This is a genomic window from Dechloromonas sp. ZS-1 (assembly GCF_039649255.1).
In the GTDB taxonomy this organism is placed as follows: domain Bacteria; phylum Pseudomonadota; class Gammaproteobacteria; order Burkholderiales; family Rhodocyclaceae; genus Azonexus.
On record NZ_JBDIYD010000003.1, the window covers coordinates 247055 to 264378 of the forward strand.

General features: G+C 62.5%; 19 protein-coding genes. 4 read left to right on the forward strand and 15 right to left on the reverse strand.

All coding sequences use genetic code 11. The features are described from left to right. Nucleotide 1: 1 nt before the first annotated feature. From AACO21_RS06310 to trpE, 6 genes are all read right to left on the reverse strand, one after another. Nucleotides 2-730: an amino acid ABC transporter ATP-binding protein gene (locus tag AACO21_RS06310; protein ID WP_346191655.1), complete on the reverse strand. Its 729-nt coding sequence runs from the start codon at nt 728-730 to the stop codon at nt 2-4. A gap of 20 nt (nt 731-750) precedes the next feature. Then, complete coding sequence (gltK, locus tag AACO21_RS06315) at nt 751-1434, reverse strand: glutamate/aspartate ABC transporter permease GltK (protein ID WP_346191656.1); 684 nt, start codon at nt 1432-1434, stop codon at nt 751-753. Between the two features lies 1 nt (nt 1435). Next, nucleotides 1436-2173 (reverse strand): amino acid ABC transporter permease, encoded by a 738-nt coding sequence (locus AACO21_RS06320; RefSeq protein WP_346191657.1) that lies wholly within the window; start codon nt 2171-2173, stop codon nt 1436-1438. Nucleotides 2174-2230: 57 nt separating this feature from the next. Further along, nucleotides 2231-3295: an asparaginase gene (locus AACO21_RS06325; protein ID WP_346191658.1), complete on the reverse strand. Its 1065-nt coding sequence runs from the start codon at nt 3293-3295 to the stop codon at nt 2231-2233. A gap of 63 nt (nt 3296-3358) precedes the next feature. Continuing rightward, a complete protein-coding gene (locus AACO21_RS06330; protein ID WP_346191659.1) occupies nt 3359-4246 on the reverse strand; it encodes a glutamate/aspartate ABC transporter substrate-binding protein in 888 nt (295 codons plus the stop codon). A 239-nt stretch (nt 4247-4485) separates the two neighbouring features. Then, nucleotides 4486-5961: an anthranilate synthase component I gene (trpE, locus tag AACO21_RS06335; protein ID WP_346191660.1), complete on the reverse strand. Its 1476-nt coding sequence runs from the start codon at nt 5959-5961 to the stop codon at nt 4486-4488. Here trpE and AACO21_RS06340 point away from each other — a divergent pair. After that, nucleotides 5960-6106 carry a hypothetical protein gene (locus AACO21_RS06340; RefSeq protein WP_346191661.1) on the forward strand — a complete coding sequence of 49 codons (147 nt, stop codon included), beginning with the start codon at nt 5960-5962 and terminating at the stop codon, nt 6104-6106. The genes trpE and AACO21_RS06340 overlap by 2 nt on opposite strands. Here the strand turns inward: AACO21_RS06340 and AACO21_RS06345 are convergent, their stop codons facing one another. Then, on the reverse strand, nt 6107-6778 hold the full coding sequence (locus tag AACO21_RS06345) for a phosphoglycolate phosphatase (RefSeq protein WP_346191662.1): 672 nt from the start codon (nt 6776-6778) through the stop codon (nt 6107-6109). It abuts the gene before it with no gap. Nucleotides 6779-6791: 13 nt separating this feature from the next. Then, the gene (gene rpe, locus AACO21_RS06350) at nt 6792-7493 is read right to left on the reverse strand and encodes a ribulose-phosphate 3-epimerase (protein ID WP_346191663.1); all 702 of its coding nucleotides are present in this window, start codon (nt 7491-7493) and stop codon (nt 6792-6794) included. A 38-nt stretch (nt 7494-7531) separates the two neighbouring features. Here rpe and apaG point away from each other — a divergent pair, with 38 nt between their 5' ends. Then, a complete protein-coding gene (gene apaG / locus AACO21_RS06355; RefSeq protein ID WP_346191664.1) occupies nt 7532-7915 on the forward strand; it encodes a Co2+/Mg2+ efflux protein ApaG in 384 nt (127 codons plus the stop codon). Between the two features lie 55 nt (nt 7916-7970). Here apaG and AACO21_RS06360 read toward each other — a convergent pair whose 3' ends face one another. The 5 genes from AACO21_RS06360 to AACO21_RS06380 all read right to left on the reverse strand — a co-directional run bounded on the left by AACO21_RS06360 (nt 7971) and on the right by AACO21_RS06380 (nt 14558). Continuing rightward, complete coding sequence (locus AACO21_RS06360) at nt 7971-8303, reverse strand: 4a-hydroxytetrahydrobiopterin dehydratase (protein WP_346191665.1); 333 nt, start codon at nt 8301-8303, stop codon at nt 7971-7973. Nucleotides 8304-8396: 93 nt separating this feature from the next. Further along, nucleotides 8397-9476, reverse strand: coding sequence for an AI-2E family transporter YdiK (gene ydiK / locus AACO21_RS06365; protein WP_346191666.1), 1080 nt, complete (start codon nt 9474-9476; stop codon nt 8397-8399). 42 nt (nt 9477-9518) lie between these two features. Continuing rightward, nucleotides 9519-10745, reverse strand: coding sequence for a bifunctional glutamate N-acetyltransferase/amino-acid acetyltransferase ArgJ (gene argJ, locus AACO21_RS06370; protein WP_346191667.1), 1227 nt, complete (start codon nt 10743-10745; stop codon nt 9519-9521). A gap of 69 nt (nt 10746-10814) precedes the next feature. Then, the gene (gene secA / locus AACO21_RS06375; RefSeq protein WP_346191668.1) at nt 10815-13529 is read right to left on the reverse strand and encodes a preprotein translocase subunit SecA; all 2715 of its coding nucleotides are present in this window, start codon (nt 13527-13529) and stop codon (nt 10815-10817) included. Between the two features lie 108 nt (nt 13530-13637). Then, the gene (locus AACO21_RS06380; protein ID WP_346191669.1) at nt 13638-14558 is read right to left on the reverse strand and encodes a M23 family metallopeptidase; all 921 of its coding nucleotides are present in this window, start codon (nt 14556-14558) and stop codon (nt 13638-13640) included. 11 nt (nt 14559-14569) lie between these two features. Between AACO21_RS06380 and AACO21_RS06385 the strand changes: the two genes are divergently transcribed. Further along, entirely contained in the window at nt 14570-15004 is a 435-nt protein-coding gene (locus AACO21_RS06385) for a DciA family protein (RefSeq protein WP_346191670.1), read from the forward strand. Nucleotides 15005-15083: 79 nt separating this feature from the next. Here the strand turns inward: AACO21_RS06385 and AACO21_RS06390 are convergent, their stop codons facing one another. Next, the gene (locus tag AACO21_RS06390; RefSeq protein ID WP_346191671.1) at nt 15084-16031 is read right to left on the reverse strand and encodes an MBL fold metallo-hydrolase; all 948 of its coding nucleotides are present in this window, start codon (nt 16029-16031) and stop codon (nt 15084-15086) included. Between the two features lie 66 nt (nt 16032-16097). Here AACO21_RS06390 and AACO21_RS06395 point away from each other — a divergent pair, with 66 nt between their 5' ends. After that, nucleotides 16098-16928 carry an alpha/beta hydrolase gene (locus AACO21_RS06395; RefSeq protein ID WP_346191672.1) on the forward strand — a complete coding sequence of 277 codons (831 nt, stop codon included), beginning with the start codon at nt 16098-16100 and terminating at the stop codon, nt 16926-16928. 11 nt (nt 16929-16939) lie between these two features. Here the strand turns inward: AACO21_RS06395 and crcB are convergent, their stop codons facing one another. Next, complete coding sequence (gene crcB / locus AACO21_RS06400; protein ID WP_346191673.1) at nt 16940-17323, reverse strand: fluoride efflux transporter CrcB; 384 nt, start codon at nt 17321-17323, stop codon at nt 16940-16942. Nucleotide 17324 lies beyond the last annotated feature (1 nt).

Genomic DNA, 17324 nt, shown 5'->3' on the forward strand with positions numbered 1-17324 from the left:
ATCAGTGTTGCAGGATCTTGGCCAGGAACTGCTGGGCGCGCTCCGAACGCGGATTGGCGAAGAAGGCGTCCTTGCTGTCGTCCTCGACGATCCGGCCGTGGTCCATGAAGATGACGCGATGCGCCACGCGCTTGGCAAAGCCCATTTCGTGCGTGACGCACATCATGGTCATGCCTTCCTGCGCGAGTTCGGTCATCACATCCAGCACTTCGTTGATCATTTCCGGATCGAGCGCCGAGGTCGGCTCATCGAACAGCATGCAGATCGGGTCCATGGCGAGCGCGCGGGCAATCGCCACACGCTGCTGCTGGCCACCGGAAAGCTGCCCCGGAAACTTGTGGGCATGGGCCTTGAGGCCAACGCGGTCGAGTAGCTTGAGGCCCTTCTCGGTCGCCTCATCCTTGTTGCGGCCCAGCACCTTGACCTGCGCGATGGACAGGTTTTCGGTGATGCTCATGTGCGGGAACAACTCGAAGTGCTGGAAGACCATGCCGACCCGCGAACGCAGTTTGGACAGGTTGGTCTTCGGGTCACCCACCGAGGTGCCATCGACGATGATCTCGCCGGCCTGGAAAGGCTCCAGGCCATTGACGCACTTGATCAGGGTGGACTTGCCCGAACCGGACGGCCCGCACACCACCACCACTTCGCCCTTGCTGACGGTCGTGGAGCAGTCCTTGAGGACCTCGAAATTGCCGTAATGCTTGCTGACGTTTGCAATCTTGATCATGTTGGAATCTCCTGGGCCGCTCAGGCCGGCTGATATTTTTTCTGGAGGCGCTTCACGATGGTGGAGGCGCAGAAGCAGATGACGAAATAGACGAGGCCGGCAAACAGCAGCAGTTCGACGAGTCGACCGTCGCGATCACCCACCTTGTAGGCAGCACCGAAGAAATCGGCCAGTGCGGACACATAGACCAGCGAGGTGTCCTGGAACAGGATGATGGCCTGGGTCAGCAGGAGCGGCACCATGTTGCGGAACGCCTGCGGCAGGATGACCAGGCGCATGGATTGCCCATAGGTCATGCCCAGCGCCTGACACGCCGCCATCTGGCCCTTCGGCACGGACTGAATACCGGCACGGATGATTTCCGAGTAATAGGCCGACTCAAACAGGGCGAAGCCGATCATCGCCGAGGTCAGGCGCAGGTCGGTGCCCGGCGGCAGGCTGAACAGCTGCTCGATGAACTTCGGCACGATCAGGAAGAACCAGAGCAGCACCATGACCAACGGCACGGCACGGAACAGGTTCACATAGCCGGCGGCAAACAGCGACAGCGCCTTGATCGAGGAGAGGCGCATCATGGCCAGCAGCGTGCCCCAGACAATCCCGACGATCACGGCGGTCAACGTGATTTCGAGGGAGATTTTCATGCCATCCCACAGGAAGGGCAGCGCGCCCGGGATGGAGGACCAGTCAAATTCGTACGTCATGTCACTTCCCTCCCATGTAGCCGGGGACACGCACCTTGTCTTCCAGCTTCTTCATCAGGGTCATCACGACCACATTGATGGCGATGTAAGCCACCGTGACCGCGATGAAGGACTCATAAGGCTGGGCCGTGTAATCGACCAGCTGGCGACCTTGCGCGGCGAGTTCGAGCAGGCCGATCGTCGAGCAGACAGCCGAGTTCTTGAAGATATTGAGGAACTCGGAGGTCAGCGGCGGCACGACCAGGCGGAAGGCCATCGGCAGAAGCACATGGCGATAGGTCTGGCCGAGCGTGAAGCCGAGCGCCAGGCCGGCATTTTTCTGGCCTTTGGGCAGGGAATTGATCCCGGCACGCACCTGCTCCGCCACACGGGCACTGGTAAACAAGCCCAGACACAGCAGCGAAGCCGAGAACATCTGGAAGACCGGGTTGGACTGCTTGAAGGCATTGCCCACGGCTTCAGGCAGCAGTTCGGGGAGCACGAAATACCAGATGAACAGCTGGACGAGCAGCGGCACATTGCGGAACAGTTCCACCCAGGCCGTCGCAAATCCGGACAGCCATTTGTTCGGCACCGTGCGCAAGACACCGATCACCGAACCGATCAGCAAGGCCAGCACCCAGGCGGACAACGACAGTGTGATGGTCATTTTGAGGCCGGCAAACATCCAGCCCAGATAGGTATCATCTCCCGTCGCCGACGGCTGCAGGAAGATATCCCAATTCCATTGGTAGCTCATGGCACCCCCTTGTTATGAAAGCCGTCGCCCACCCGGCGGGCAGGCGACGGTCGACGCTCAGTATTCCCAGAAAATGCGTTGCAGTTCGCGCGAGTCCTGCGTCTTGGTCAGGGCAACCGAGGCCAGGATGCGGGCTTTCTGCGGGTTCAGGTCATGCGCCACGACCCAGTCGTACTGGTCATCGGGCTGCTCGGCGTTACGCAGCACGAAACCACCGCCCGTGACACGGGCCGAACGGATGATCTGCACGCCCTTGGCGCGCAAGTCGCGCAGCGCCGGCACCACCTGATTGCTCACCGAGCCATTGCCCGTCCCGGCGTGGATCACCGCCTTGGCGCCCTGCGCGGCAAAGGCCTGATAGGCGGTCGGTGCGGCATTGCCGTAACCGTAGGCGATCTCGACGGCCGGCAGGCTGTCGATGCGGTCGATGTCGAACTCGGAATTCACCGTGTGACGCTTGGCCGGCAGGCGGAACCAGTAGTTCTTGCCCTCGACGACCATGCCCAGTGCGCCCCAGGGGCTCTTGAAGGCATCGGTGCGGATATTGACGGCCTTGCTCACGTCGCGGCCGCTGTTGATTTCATCGTTCATCGTGACCAGCACGCCCTTGCCGCGCGCATCCTTGCTGGCCGCCACGGCCACGGCATTGAACAGGTTCAGCATGCCGTCCGCCGACATGGCCGTCCCCGGACGCATGGAGCCAACGACGACGATGGGCTTGTCGCTCTTGACGACGAGGTTCAGGAAATACGCGGTTTCTTCCAGCGTATCGGTACCGTGGGTGACGACCACGCCATCCACATCGGCCTGCTTGAGCAGCGCGGAAACGCGCTTGCCGAGCTGGAGCAAGTGGGCGTTGGTGAAGCTCTCGGAGGCGATCTGGAAGACTTGCTCGCCGCGCACCGCCGCCACATCGGAAAGGGTCGGGATACCGGCGATCAGCTTGTCGACCGGGACTTTGGCTGCCTGGTAGGTGGCGCTCTTGGCAGCATCTGCGCCGGCGCCGGCAATCGTGCCGCCGGTCGCCAGGATGACGACCTGGGGTTTATCAGCCGCGTGGGCCAGGGCAGCGAACAGGATGCCAGCAGCGAGCAGGCAGCGGGACAGCAAACGGGACATCATGGTGTGGGTCTCCTGCGGCAGGCGACGTGGCCTGCCGTCTTCTCTGTTGGGGTTGGGGAGGGCTTATTCGAATGCTTTGTCGTTCGGGGCCTTGTACAGCGCCTTCATGTCATCGGACAGCGGCATGTTCAGGTTCAGGCCCTTCGGCGGGATCGGGTTCAGGAACCACTTGGCGTAGATCTTTTCAGCATCGCCGGAGGTCATGGCCTTGGTCAGCGCGGCATCAACCACCTTCTTGAAGCCCGGATCATCCTTGCGCAGCATGCAGCCATAGGCTTCCTTGGACTGGGCGGTCCCCACCACGGTCCAGTCACCCGGCTTCTTGGCCTTGGCCATTTCACCGAAGAGCAGCGCATCGTCCATCATGAAGGCGACCGCACGGCCGGTTTCCAGGGTCAGGAAGGCTTCGCCATGGTCCTTGGCCGAGATGATGTTCATGTTCATCTTCTTCTCTTCGTTCATCTTGCGGATGAGACGCTCGGAAGTCGTACCGGCGGTGGTGACCACGTTCTTGCCCGCCAGATCCGGGAAATCATTGATGCCGGCATTTTTCTTGGCCATCAGCTTGGTGCCGATCACGAAGATGGAGGTCGAGAAACCCACCTGCTTCTGACGCTCGGTGTTGTTCGTGGTGGAACCGCACTCGATATCGACGGTACCGTTCTGCACCAAGGTAATCCGGTTGGCGGAAGTCACCGGCATCAGCTTGGTATCCAGCTTGGCCAGCTTCTGGTCGGCCTTGATGGCCTCAACCACCTTCAGCATCAGTTCATGGGAGTAACCGATGACCTGCTGCTTGTCATCGTAGTAGGAGAACGGAATCGAGGACTCACGATGGCCGAGGGTGATGCTGCCGGTATCCTTGATCTTCTTCAGGGTCTGCGACTCCTGAGCAACGGCGGAAGCAGAACAGGCAGCCAGGACAGCTGCAACGAGGGCGAGTTGTTTCATGCGTATGTCTCCAGTCAAGGGAAGCCGCCTCCGGCTCCTTGAATCATGATACGCAGGCAGCGTGCCAATTTAAAGAAAAATCAGCACGCGCATAAGCCACTGTTTTTAATTGATTTTTCACCAAAAAACAGGGGTAAATCATCGGAAATCCGACACCCACCCCAAAAGCCCCGTCGGATTTCCGATGCCCCCATGAAAAAACCGCCCCGGAGGGCGGTTGACCGTCGGGCAGGACGGGATCAGTCGAAGCGGGTATCCAGCCCCTGCTCGGCTAGCTCAGCCGCACGCAGCACGGCCCGCGCCTTGTTCTGGGTTTCTTCCCATTCCGACTGCGGATTGGAGTCGGCCACGATGCCCGCCCCGGCCTGCACATGCAGACGCCCGTCCTTGACGACGGCGGTGCGGATGGCGATGGCCAGGTCCATATCGCCATTGAAGCCGAGGTACCCGACCGAACCGGCGTAAATACCGCGCTTGACCGGCTCCAGCTCATCGATGATTTCCATGGCACGCACCTTCGGCGCCCCGGAAACAGTCCCGGCCGGGAAAGTGGCTTTCAGGACATCCAGCGCATTGAGGCCGGATTCGAGGCGCCCTTCCACGTTGGAGACGATGTGCATCACGTGCGAATAGCGCTCGATGCTCATGTTTTCAGTCACCTTGACCGAGCCGATCTTGGCCACGCGACCGCAGTCATTACGTCCCAGATCGAGCAACTGCGTGTGCTCGGCCAGTTCTTTCTGGTCGGCCAGCAGGTCTTCCGCCAGCGCCACATCTTCTTCCAGCGACGCCCCCCGCTTGCGCGTGCCGGCAATCGGCCGCACCGTGACCCGGTCGCCTTCCAGGCGCACCAGAATTTCCGGCGAGGCGCCGACCACGTGGTAATCCTCGAAGTCGAAATAGAACATGTAGGGCGAGGGATTCAGGCTGCGCAGGGTCCGGTACAGCGCCAGCGGGCTCGCATGGAAGGGCTTGGTCATGCGCTGCGAGAGCACGACCTGCATGATGTCGCCCTCGGTGATGTAGCCCTTGGCCTTGAGCACGGCCTGCTTGAAGGCTGCTTCGCCGAACACCGAGACCGCCGGTTCGGAACGGGCCGGCTGCTCGCTCGGGATGGAGACCGGCTGGCGCAGCTGCGCCAGCAATTCCTTCAGGCGGGCCCGTGCTTTCTGGTAAGCACCCGGATAGCCCGGCTCGGCAAAAACGACCAGAGTCAGCTTGCCGGAGAGGTTATCGACGACGGCCAGTTCTTCAGAGAGCAGCAGATGGATATCCGGCGCCCCGATCTCATCCGGACGCTGGGTCCGCGTCAGGCGGGTTTCGACATAGCGCACGGTGTCGTACCCGAAACAGCCGACCAGGCCGCCCAGGAAACGCGGCAGGCCGTTTGCCTCCGGCGCGCGGAAGCGCTGCATGTATTTGCCGATGAAGTCGAGCGGATTGGTATCGTCCTCACGCTCGGCGATGCGGTTGCCGGTCAGGACCAGCACCTCGTGGCCACGCACGACAATGCGCGTCGGAGCGGAGAGGCCAATGATGGAATAGCGCCCGAAACGTTCGCCGCCCTGCACGGATTCGAGCAGGTAGGTATAAGGCCCGTGCGCCAGTTTCAGGTAGATGGAGAGGGGCGTATCGAGATCGGCGAAGGTTTCCAGGGTTACCGGAATACGGTTGTAGCCCTGCGCCGCGAGCGCGTTGAATTCGGTTTCGGTCATGGGGTCAAGCCTCGAAAATGACGTTGGTGATCTTGCAGACTGGGTGCGCCCGGAGAAACTCGACGGGCGCGGGATGCGCGTGAGTTATGGACGCCAGGGGCGCCAACGCAGCTCGATGTTCCAGAAAAGCAAGGCAGTCATTTGATCAGGCAGTCTTGTGAGTGAGCGCTTGCCGGTACGCGGCAAGCAGATCGGATACTAGCGCATCGCAATCGACGGTGTCCACCGGCTTGCCCTCGTTGTAGCCATACGGCACGCAGTAGGCGGAAGAACCGGCAGCACGTGCTGCCAGAATGTCGTTTTCCGAATCGCCGATATGCAGATTACGATCCGGGCGCACACCAAACAGGCGGCAAGCGTGCAGGATCGGTTCCGGATGCGGCTTTTTATGGGTCGTGGTATCGCCGGAAACCACCACCTCAAAATAATCGAGCAGACCGGTACGTTCGAGCAGCACCTCCGTGAACATCCCCGGTTTGTTGGTCACCACCCCCAGTTTCAACCCACTCGCCTTCCAGGCCGCCAGCCCCGCCAGCACGCCCGGATAAATCACGGCCTGCGCGCCGTTGACCGTCGCGTAGTGGCGCTTGAAAGCATCAATCCCGGCCTGCAGCCGCTCAGCCGTCGGCGGCGTTTCCCAGGTCAGGCAACGTTCGACCAGCACCGCCATGCCTTTGCCGACAAAACGATGCACCTCGGCGACACTGCGCTGTGGTGCGCCAAGGTCATCCAGCATTAGCCGACACGCCTCGGCAAGATCGGCCACGGTATCGAGCAGCGTCCCGTCGAGGTCAAAGGTCACGGACTGGAAGTGCATCGTCGTCGCCCGCTCAGACCTTGGCCAGTTCAGCACGCAGGGCGCCGATGATCGAATCGTAGCGATGCGGGTCGCTGTCCTTGCCGGCGCCATACACGGCAGAGCCGGCGACGAAGGCATCGACCCCGGCGCGGGCGATCTCGGCGATGTTGGCCGTATTCACACCCCCGTCGATTTCCAGGCGGATGCGGCGCCCCGTCTCGCGCTCGTAGGCGTCGAGCTTGGCGCGCGCAGCGGCGGCTTTCTTCAGCGTGGCCGGAATGAACTTCTGGCCGCCGAAGCCGGGGTTGACGCTCATCAGCAACACAACATCGATCTTGTCCAGCACGTAATCGAGGTAGTCGAGCGAGGTGGCCGGGTTGAAAACCAGGCCGGCCTGGCAGCCCCCATCGCGGATCAACGACAGGCTGCGATCGATGTGCTCAGAGGCTTCGGGGTGGAAAGTGATGATATTGGCCCCGGCTTTCACGAAATCGGGGATGATGCGATCCACCGGCTTGACCATCAGGTGTACGTCGATCGGTGCGGTGGTGCACGGACGAATGGCCTCGCAGACCAGCGGCCCGATGGTCAGGTTGGGAACATAATGGTTGTCCATCACGTCAAAGTGGATCCAGTCCGCACCCGAGGCGATGACGTTGGCCACTTCCTCGCCCAGCTTGGCGAAATTGGCAGACAGAATACTCGGGGCGATCACAAAATCTTTGGCGGACATGCTGCTTCCTGAAAACGATAAACAGACGAAATTATCCCATGCCCGACGCCGACAAGTACCGCATTGAAGTTCGCCCCATCCCGCAATTCATCCCCGACCAGTCCGATCCGGAAAACGGGCGCTATGTGTTCAGCTACACGATCACCATCCGCAATACCGGGCGCATTGCGGCCCAGCTGATCTCCCGGCACTGGGTGATCACCGACGCCAACAATGCCGTGCAGGAAGTACGTGGCCTGGGCGTGGTCGGCCATCAGCCGCTGCTGCAACCGGGCGAAAGCTTTGAATACACCAGCGGCTCGTCGATTCCGACGCCAATCGGCACGATGAAAGGGACTTACCAGATGGTGGCCGAAGACGGCACGCATTTCGCAGCCGACATCCCGGAATTCGTGCTCGCCCTGCCCCGCGCCCTGCACTGAATGCGGTATTTCCGCGGCAGCGGCTGATAGCAACAGGCGCTGCCGCAGTCATCGATCAACGTAGCGTGTCGGTTTTGGCCGCCATGATGAAATCGTTCTCGTGCAGCCCATCGATCTTGTGGGTCCACCAGGCGACCGTGACCGATCCCCAAGCGACAGTCATCTCCGGGTGATGCCCCTCGCGCTCGGCAAGCGCGCCGACCCGGTTCACAAAATCCAGCGCACTTTGAAAATCCGCAAACGGATAGCGTCGGACCAGCCGCCGGCCTGTTTCAAACAACGACCAGCCCGGCGTGCGCGCCAAAAAAGCCTCGGCTTCCGCCAAAGTCAGCGGCGGGACACCGCCACGGCAGGGGGTACAGCTCAGTTCGCAAAGATTATCAGGCATGTGCTCTTGCTCCACAGTCAGCCGATGCGCTCAGGGATAGCGATCTGACACGGCACAACCGACAATCGTTCCTGGCGGCCCGCGAACGGGACATCAGGCGATCGTATCCTCGCGCTCATCCGGCCCCAAGGCATCCGCCAGCCAGGCCTGCAGCAGGGTCCAGGTGACGGCCAGCGCCACCGGCCCGATAAAGAGACCGATCAGGCCAAAGGACAACAAGCCGCCCAATACCCCGGCAAAAATCAGCAGCAGCGGCAGATCAGCACCACGCCGGATCAGCATCGGGCGCAGCACATTGTCGAGCGAGCCGACGATGAGCGCCCAGACAACCAGAAAAATCGCCCAGCCCGGCTCGCCGCTCCAGTACATCCAGCCGGCAGCAGGCAGCAACACCACCACAGGGCCGACCTGGGCAATACAGAGCATCAGCATCACGGCGGACAGCAACGAGGCAAGCGGCACCCCGGCCACCCCCAGGCCAACCCCGCCCAGCACGGTCTGCACCAGCGCCGTGCCGCCGACGCCAAGCGCCACGCCACGGATCGCCTGAGCGGCCAAAACCATGGCATGCTCGCCCCGGGCACCCGCCAGTCGCTTGCCAAAACGGCGCGCCAGCACGGCCCCCGCTTCACCCTGCCCGTACAGGATGGCCGTGATCGCCACGATGAGCAGGAACTGGATCAGCATGCCGCCGATCCCGCCCACCTGAGCGAGCACCCACTTACCGGCTTCGGCAGCATGGGGCGTTACTTTGGCCAGCAGGCCGGCATTACCGCCTGCGGCAAGCTGCGCCCAGGCGGCATGGAGCGAATCCCCGACCAGAGGAAGCGGCCTCACCCAATCCGGCGGTGGTGGCACACCGTTATCCGTGATTGCATGCAGCCCGACGGTCAACGTGTCCGTATGCTCGGAAATGGTATCAACGGCCAGCCAGAGCGGCAGCACCAGCACGACCAGCATGGCCAGGGTCATCAGGGCGATAGCCGGGCTGCGCCGGCCGCCCAGACGGGTTTCCAGCGACAGGAAAAGCGGCCAGGTGGCGACGACGATCATGGTGGCCCACACGGTGGCGGCCAGGAAGGGGCGCAAGACCCAGAGGCTGAGGCCAATCAGCCCGAGGATGCACAGGATGGCGAGCGTGTTGCGGGCCAGGTCGCGACGGATATCGGTCATGCATCCTCCTTGAACGGGGCGGCCAAGCCGCCCCAGAGGCGATCAGCTGCGGTAATCCGCGTTGATCTTCACGTAGTCGTAGGAAAAATCGCAGGTGTAGACATTGGCTGCGGCGGCTCCGCGTCCGAGGTCAACGCGCACGGTGATCTCGGCCTGGGCCATCACGCGCGCGCCATCCGCCTCCTGGTAAGCTGCGGCACGTCCGCCATTTTCGGCAACCAGCACCTCGTCCAGCCAGACCTTGACGCCATCAACATCGAGATCGGCAATGCCGGCATAGCCGACAGCAGCCAGGATACGGCCCAGATTGGGATCGGAGGCAAAGAAGGCCGTCTTGACCAGCGGCGAATGGCCGATGGCGTAGCCCACCTGGCGGCACTCTTCGACCGACTTGCCGCCCTGCACGGCGACCGTGATGAACTTGGTTGCGCCCTCGCCGTCACGCACGATGGCCTGGGCCAGTTCGACGGAAACGGCAATGATGGCGGCCTTGACTTCGGCCCAGCCGGCATCCTGCTCGGAGGCGAACTGCGCGCCGGACTGGCCGGAGGCGATCATCACGAAGGAGTCGTTGGTGGAGGTATCGCCATCAACCGTGATGCAGTTGAAGGAGGCATCGGCCGCCTCCTTGACCAGCGCATCCAGCAGCGGCTGGGCGATGCCGGCATCGGTGGCCAGGAAGCCGAGCATGGTGGCCATGTTCGGCTTGATCATGCCGGCGCCTTTGGAGACCCCGGAAATGGCAATCTTTTTGCCGTTGACCGTCAGGCTGCGCGACGCGGCCTTGGCGATGGTGTCGGTGGTCATGATGGCGTGCGCGGCGGCATGCCAGTTGTCCGCCTTGAGGTCGGCGGCCGCCTTGGGCAGGCCGGCCACGAGACGCTCGACCGGCAGCGGCTCCAGGATGACGCCGGTCGAGAACGGCAGCACCTGATCAGCCGCCACGCCCAACTGCGCTGCCACGGCATCGCAGGAGGCTTGTGCCGTCTGGCGACCCGGCTCGCCGGTGCCGGCATTGGCGATCCCGGTATTGATGACCAGGGCGCGCATCTCCTTGCCCGTCGCCAGATGCTTGCGGCAGAGCTGCACCGGTGCGGCACAGAAGCGGTTCTGCGTGAACACGCCGGCCACCGTACACCCTGCATCCAGGGCAACCAGCGTCAGGTCGCGGCGGTTTTTCTTGCGGATTTCGGCTTCGGCAACACCGAGGCGAACACCGGCAACCGGCAGAAGCTGATCGGCAGCGGGCGTAGCGTAATTGACGGGCATGGCACAGGCTCCAATGGCAGCAAGGCAGCCCGCAGGCTGCCTTGGGTCGGGGTCAGGAAAAAACGGGAATCAGGACAGTTTACCGTGGCAGTGCTTGTACTTCTTGCCACTGCCGCACGGACACGGATCGTTGCGGCCAACCTTCGGTCCGGCATCGGCCGGCTGCGGGGCAGCGGCGGCATTGTCGTCCGACTGACCGAGGGCTTCGTCGTAGTCGGCGTGCTGGTACTGAACGTTCTGGACCTCAGCGTGCGGCGCCGTTTCTTCGACATCTTCCGCCGAACGGATCTGCACGGTGAACACGATGCGGGTCACTTCGCGGCGGACGAGATCGAGCAGATTCTCGAAGAGCTCGAAGGCTTCGCGCTTGTATTCCTGCTTCGGGTTCTTCTGGGCGTAACCGCGCAGATGGATCCCTTGGCGCAGATGGTCGAGCGCCGCCAGGTGTTCGCGCCAATGCGTATCCAGGCTCTGCAGCATGATGTTGCGCTCGAACTGGCGGAAGGTGTTTTCACCCACCAGCTCGACCTTGGCCGCATACGCGGCGTCGGCCTGTTCGATCAGGCGGGCCAGCATGTCCTCGTCGGACAGCGTCGGCTCCTGCTTGAACCAGTCGGCCAGCGGGGAGTCGAGCAACAACTCGGCGGCGAGTTCGCGCTGGGCGGCTTCCAGATCCCATTGCTCTTCGACGGAATCGGCCGGCACGTGGTTGCGGAAGATTTCAGCGATCACGCTTTGACGCATGGCCGTGATCGTCTCGCCGATATCTTCGGTTTCCAGCAGTTCATTGCGTTGCTGGTAGATCACTTTGCGCTGGTCGTTGGCGACGTCGTCGTATTCGAGCAGCTGCTTCCGGATATCGAAGTTGCGGGCCTCGACCTTACGCTGCGCCGACTCCAGCGAGCGGGTCACGAGCGGATGCTCGATGGCCTCGCCTTCCGGCATCTTCAGCTTGTCCATGATGGCGCGCAGACGCTCGCCGGCGAAGATGCGCAGCAACTGGTCGTCAAGCGACAGGTAGAAGCGCGAGGAACCGGCATCGCCCTGACGGCCGGCGCGGCCGCGCAGCTGGTTGTCGATACGGCGGGATTCATGACGCTCGGAGCCGATGATGTGCAGGCCACCGGCCGCCAGCACCTGCTCATGCACCTTTTGCCACTCGGCTTTCATGGCGGCGACCTTGGCGGCCTTGTCGGCATCGGACAGCGCCGCATCGGCATTGACCGCATCGATCTCCTTCTGGATGTTGCCGCCGAGGACGATGTCGGTACCGCGACCCGCCATGTTGGTGGCGATGGTGATCATGCCCGGACGACCGGCCTGGGCAACGATTTCGGCTTCGCGGGCATGCTGCTTCGCATTCAGCACCTGATGCGACAGCTTTTCCTTGTCGAGCAGATGCGAGAGCAGTTCGGAGTTTTCGATCGAGGTCGTGCCGACCAGCACCGGCTGGCCGCGCTTCGCACAATCCTTGATGTCCGCGATGATTGCCGCGTGTTTTTCGTCCGCCGTCTTGTAGACCAGATCGTTCATGTCCTTGCGGGCCATCGGGCGATTGGTCGGAATGACCACGGTTTCCAGGCCGTAAATCTGCTGGAATTCGTAGGCTTCGGTATCCGCCGTGCCGGTCATGCCGGACAAGCGGGTGTACATGCGGAAATAGTTCTGGAAGGTGATCGAGGCCAGGGTCTGGTTCTCGGCCTGGATCGCCACGCCTTCCTTCGCTTCGACGGACTGATGCAGGCCATCGGACCAGCGGCGGCCAGCCATCAGGCGGCCCGTGAATTCATCGACGATGACCACTTCGCCGTTCTGCACGACGTAATGCTGATCCTTGTGGAACAGGGTCAGCGCGCGCAGGGCCGCATTCAGGTGATGCATCAGCGAAATATTGGCGGCATCGTACAGGCTGGAACCTTCGCGCAGCAGACCGGCCTCGGCAAGCAACTGCTCGGCACGCTCGTAGCCGGCCTCGGAGAGGTGAACCTGATGGCCCTTCTCGTCCACCCAGTAGTCGCCCTCGGCCTTCTCTTCGGCGGCGCGGCTGAGCAGCGGGACGACATCCTTCATGCGCAGATAGAGATCGGTGTGATCGTCCGCCTGACCGGAAATGATCAGCGGCGTGCGGGCTTCGTCAATCAGGATGGAGTCGACTTCATCGACGATCGCGAAATTCAGGGCGCGCTGCACACGCTGGTCAGCGGTGTAGACCATGTTGTCGCGCAGATAGTCGAAGCCGAATTCGTTATTCGTACCGTAGGTGATATCGGCAGCGTAGGCGGCCTGTTTTTCCTCATGCGACATCTGCGAGAGATTCACCCCCACGCTGAGGCCGAGGAAACGGTGCAGACGCCCCATCCACTCGGAGTCACGCGTGGCGAGATAGTCGTTCACGGTGATGACGTGCACGCCCTTGCCGGAGATGGCATTGAGATAGGCCGGCAAGGTGCCGACCAGGGTCTTGCCTTCGCCGGTCCGCATTTCAGCAATTTTGCCGTAATGCAGGACCATGCCCCCGATCATCTGGACATCGAAATGACGCATGCCCAGAACGCGCTTGCCGGCCTCACGCACCACGGCAAAGGCTTCGGGCAGCAGGGCATCGAGGCTTTCACCATTGGCGTGACGCTGACGGAATTCGTCGGTTTTGGCCCGGAGTTGGTCGTCCGTGAGGGCCTGCATGGCAGGCTCGAGCGCATTGATGCGCTGCACGGTCTGGGAATACTGCTTGATCAGCCGGTCGTTGCGGCTGCCGAAAATCTTTTTGAGTAGGCCGGAAATCATCGCGAAAAATAAAGGGTTGCGCGCGTCAGCAAAGCGGCGATTCTAGCACGCCGCCATTCCCCGGCAGTGCGGATGAATCAATTACCATCGGAGTACGACCGCCCGGCGTCAGCGCCGTTTCAATTGGGCGTAGTCCGCCCCCTGTTTCAGGAAGACTGCCGGGTTCTGGGCCACACCGCCCTGACGTACCTCAAAATGCAGATGCGGACCGGTCGACCGTCCGGTGTTGCCGACCGCCCCGATCTCCACGCCGCGTCGCACCAGGGCGCCCGGCTGCACCGCCATCCGCGACAAGTGGGCATACCGTGTCAGCAGGCCTTCGCCATGGTCGACCTCGACCAGATTGCCGAATTCGGGATGAAAGGCTGCGGACAAGACGACACCATCCGCGGCCGCGTGCACCGGCGTGCCGACCTCGGCATTGAAATCAATGCCTTCATGAATCGACCGGACACCGGCAATCGGATCTGTGCGCGTTCCGAACGGCGACCCCAGCGCAGCCTGGGCCACCGGCAATGCGGTGGGCAGCCGACGGGCCTTGACCTTCTCCGCCATCTGATGCGCCTCGATCACTTGAAAGCGATCGGTCTGACGCTCGACCGCCTGCGCCAAGCGATCCAATGCTTTCGCCAGACCATCCGTATCCAGCGGCGTCGGCAGGAAAGCCCCGCCCTGACCACGGCGCCCCGTTTCGGCAGCGGCCGGCAAACGCACACCGGCACCGCTCGCCAGGCGCTCACCCAGTGCATCCAGCTGGATCAGGCGCGCCTGCAGAGCACCAATGCGCGAGGCCATCATTTCCAGGTTGTGGCCGACGTACTCGCGCGTCTTGCGCGTTTCTTCCAGATGCAGCGACACCATCAGTTCCTGCACCACCGGCAAGCGCCAGTACACGGAGAGCCAGGCCACCAGCACGGCGGTCGACACGACCAGCGCGGCAAAAATGGCGAGCGCGGCCAGCACGTGACGCGGCATAATGGTGAGGGTACGCGCCGTTTTCAGGTGCGGCGAAACCAGAATGATCTGCATACGGAACTCCCATGTACTACGGGCCTGAACATTTTCTCGAACAGGACAACAGCGGCGGCCGCCTGATGGCGCACGCACGCCTCCTGCTCAAGCTGTCGCGGCGATTTGAAGCGATTGCCCCGGCACCGTTTCGGCATGCGGCACGGGTGGCAAATTATCGGTCGGGGAAAATTGTGATCCACGCCGAGAACGGCGCGGTCGCCGCCAAGATCCGCCAGATGAGCCAGCGTTTGTGCGACGAGTTATCGAAAGGCGGGACGGAGTGTAACGCGCTCGAAGTCAAAGTACAACCGCGCCAATCGCCTTTCCAATCAAGTACTTCGACCTACAAACCGCTCTCGGGCAAGACTTTCGATGTCCTGCGGTCGACCCAGGAAAATCTGCCGAAAGGCGCCCTGCGCGACGCGCTCGCCCACCTGATCGAGCGCGCCGGACGGCAGGACTAAGCGCGCTTTCAACCCACCTCGCCGCCCTTGAGGGGACAGCGAGGCTGTTCGGCACGCGCAGCCGTCAAATCGACATGCCTCAGTGGGCGCGACTGTCCAGCCAGAACGTCAGGCCTTGCGTGTTGAGTTCAAGGTCGGTCGCCCAGATTTCCAGCAAAACGTCCTCGGACAGGGTGCAGCCATGCGCCCGCACCTCATCGAGCAGATAACGCGTCATGCCGGCTTTCAGGCTGGCGTGACGCGCCTCGCCCGTACCGGTTTCCGCTTCAGCCATGGCGACCAGCGCATCGAGACGGCGCAGCAACGCAGCCCCCTGCTGCTCGACGTCCGGCAAGCGGCTGTAGTGCGTCAGGTACATGGCTTCGGGCTGGCAGGCCAGGAGGCGCCGGATCGAGGTGCGCATTTCCTCCGGCTCGAACTGGGTCGGCGTCGTCGTCGGGAAGATGAACTGGCGCCCATCGACATCCAGTTCGCGATAGGACAGGCCGAACATGTCGCCCGTAAAAATGGCCTTGGCCTGATCATCCACGATGCAGATGTGGTGACGCGCATGCCCCGGCGTATCCAGACAGCGCAGCGGGCGTCCGGCGAGCGAAATGACCGTACCTTCCGGCGCTTCGATGATGCGCTCGGCCGGAATCGGCAGGATGTGACCATACACACGCGCCACGTACTCGGCACCATAAACAGCCGTCACGCCGGCCACCAGCTTGCTCGGCTCGGCCATGTGCCGCGCCCCGCGCGGATGCACCACGAGTTTGGCATTCGGGAAGGCCTGCATCATCACGCCGGCGCCACCGGCATGATCGAGGTGAATATGGGTCAGGAAAATGTAGTCGACCGCCTCCGTCCCCAAGCCGAGCTTGGCCAGCGCGGCCAGGGCGTTGGGCAGCGCATCGTTACTGCCGGTGTCGATCAGGGCAACCCGCCCCTGCTCGACCACCATGTGAATGGACGCCAGAATGGGGCGCACATAACCGGCATCGAACGCAACGATGCCATTCTTGTAGTCTCTCCAGTCAAACATGCTGTACTCCTCCGTATGGGAGGGGCGATTATACTGGCCACGCTTTTCGATTCGCCAGAGATGCCCATGTCACATTTCATTGCCGATGACGGCGCCAAAATTCACGTCAAGATTTCCGGCGAGGGATCGCCCCTCGTCATGCTGCATGGCTGGACCTCCAGCCATCAGGAGTGGTTTCCCTTCCTTGGCGAACTCCAGAAACAGCATCAGGTGTTCCGCTGGGATGCCCGCGGCCATGGCGGCCACGCGCTGGGCGATGCGGCGGCACCAACCGCTGAACGCATGGCGCGCGACCTGGCCAATCTGCTCGACCATTACCAACTGGACCGCGTGTCGGCCGTCGGCCACTCGATGGGCGCCCTGACCCTCTGGCAATACATCCGGGATTTCGGCACGGAGCGCCTGTCGCGCCTCTGCTTCATCGACCAATCCCCGAAACTAATGACGGACGAGACCTGGTCGCACGGCATCTACGGTGATTTTGACGAAACCAAGGCCGGTGAAATGATGGGGTGGCTGCACGAGGACTTTGCCGAGGCCGTGCTCAAGCTCACCGCTTTCGGACTCAATGAACGGGCACGGGAAAAATACCTGGCCGGCGCCAGTGGCTGGGAAAAATCACGCCAGGCCCTGCGCGCCCAGGCACCCGCGCCGCTCATCGATTGCTGGGCCAGCCTGACGGCGGCCGATTACCGCGACGTCCTCGCCCGGATCGACGTCCCGTCGATGCTGGTCTATGGCGGCCAGAGCAATTTCTACAGCCTGGAGACCGCGCGCTACGTTGCCAGCCGGATTCCTGACGCGCTGCTCCACATCTACGACGGCACCGACCACTCTCCGCACCAATGGCAGCGTGAACGCTTTGCGCGCGAACTGCTCGCTTTTCTGAATCCCTGATCGCCCGCGCCTCAGCCCCAGAGACGGGTCGCACCCAGCGACCACAAACCCAGATAGGTGGCCAGCAAGGAACCGCACAGATGCACACCCGCCAGCATCAGGGCCAGCCCGAGCTGGCCGGCCAGCATGCGTTCGACCACTTCGGCCGAAAACGTGGAAAAGGTGGTCAGCCCCCCCAGGAAGCCGGTAATGGCAAATAATTTCAAGGCAGGCGCCAGGCCGGCATGCAGGTGAAACACCGCCACCGCCACGCCCACCAGATATCCTCCCAGCAAATTGGCGGCCAACGTGCCGAGCGGTACGCCCAGCACCAGCGGATTCAGCCAGACACCCAACTGCCAGCGCAGACACGCGCCCAACGCCGCGCCCAGACTTACTGCCAACGCCCCGTTCATC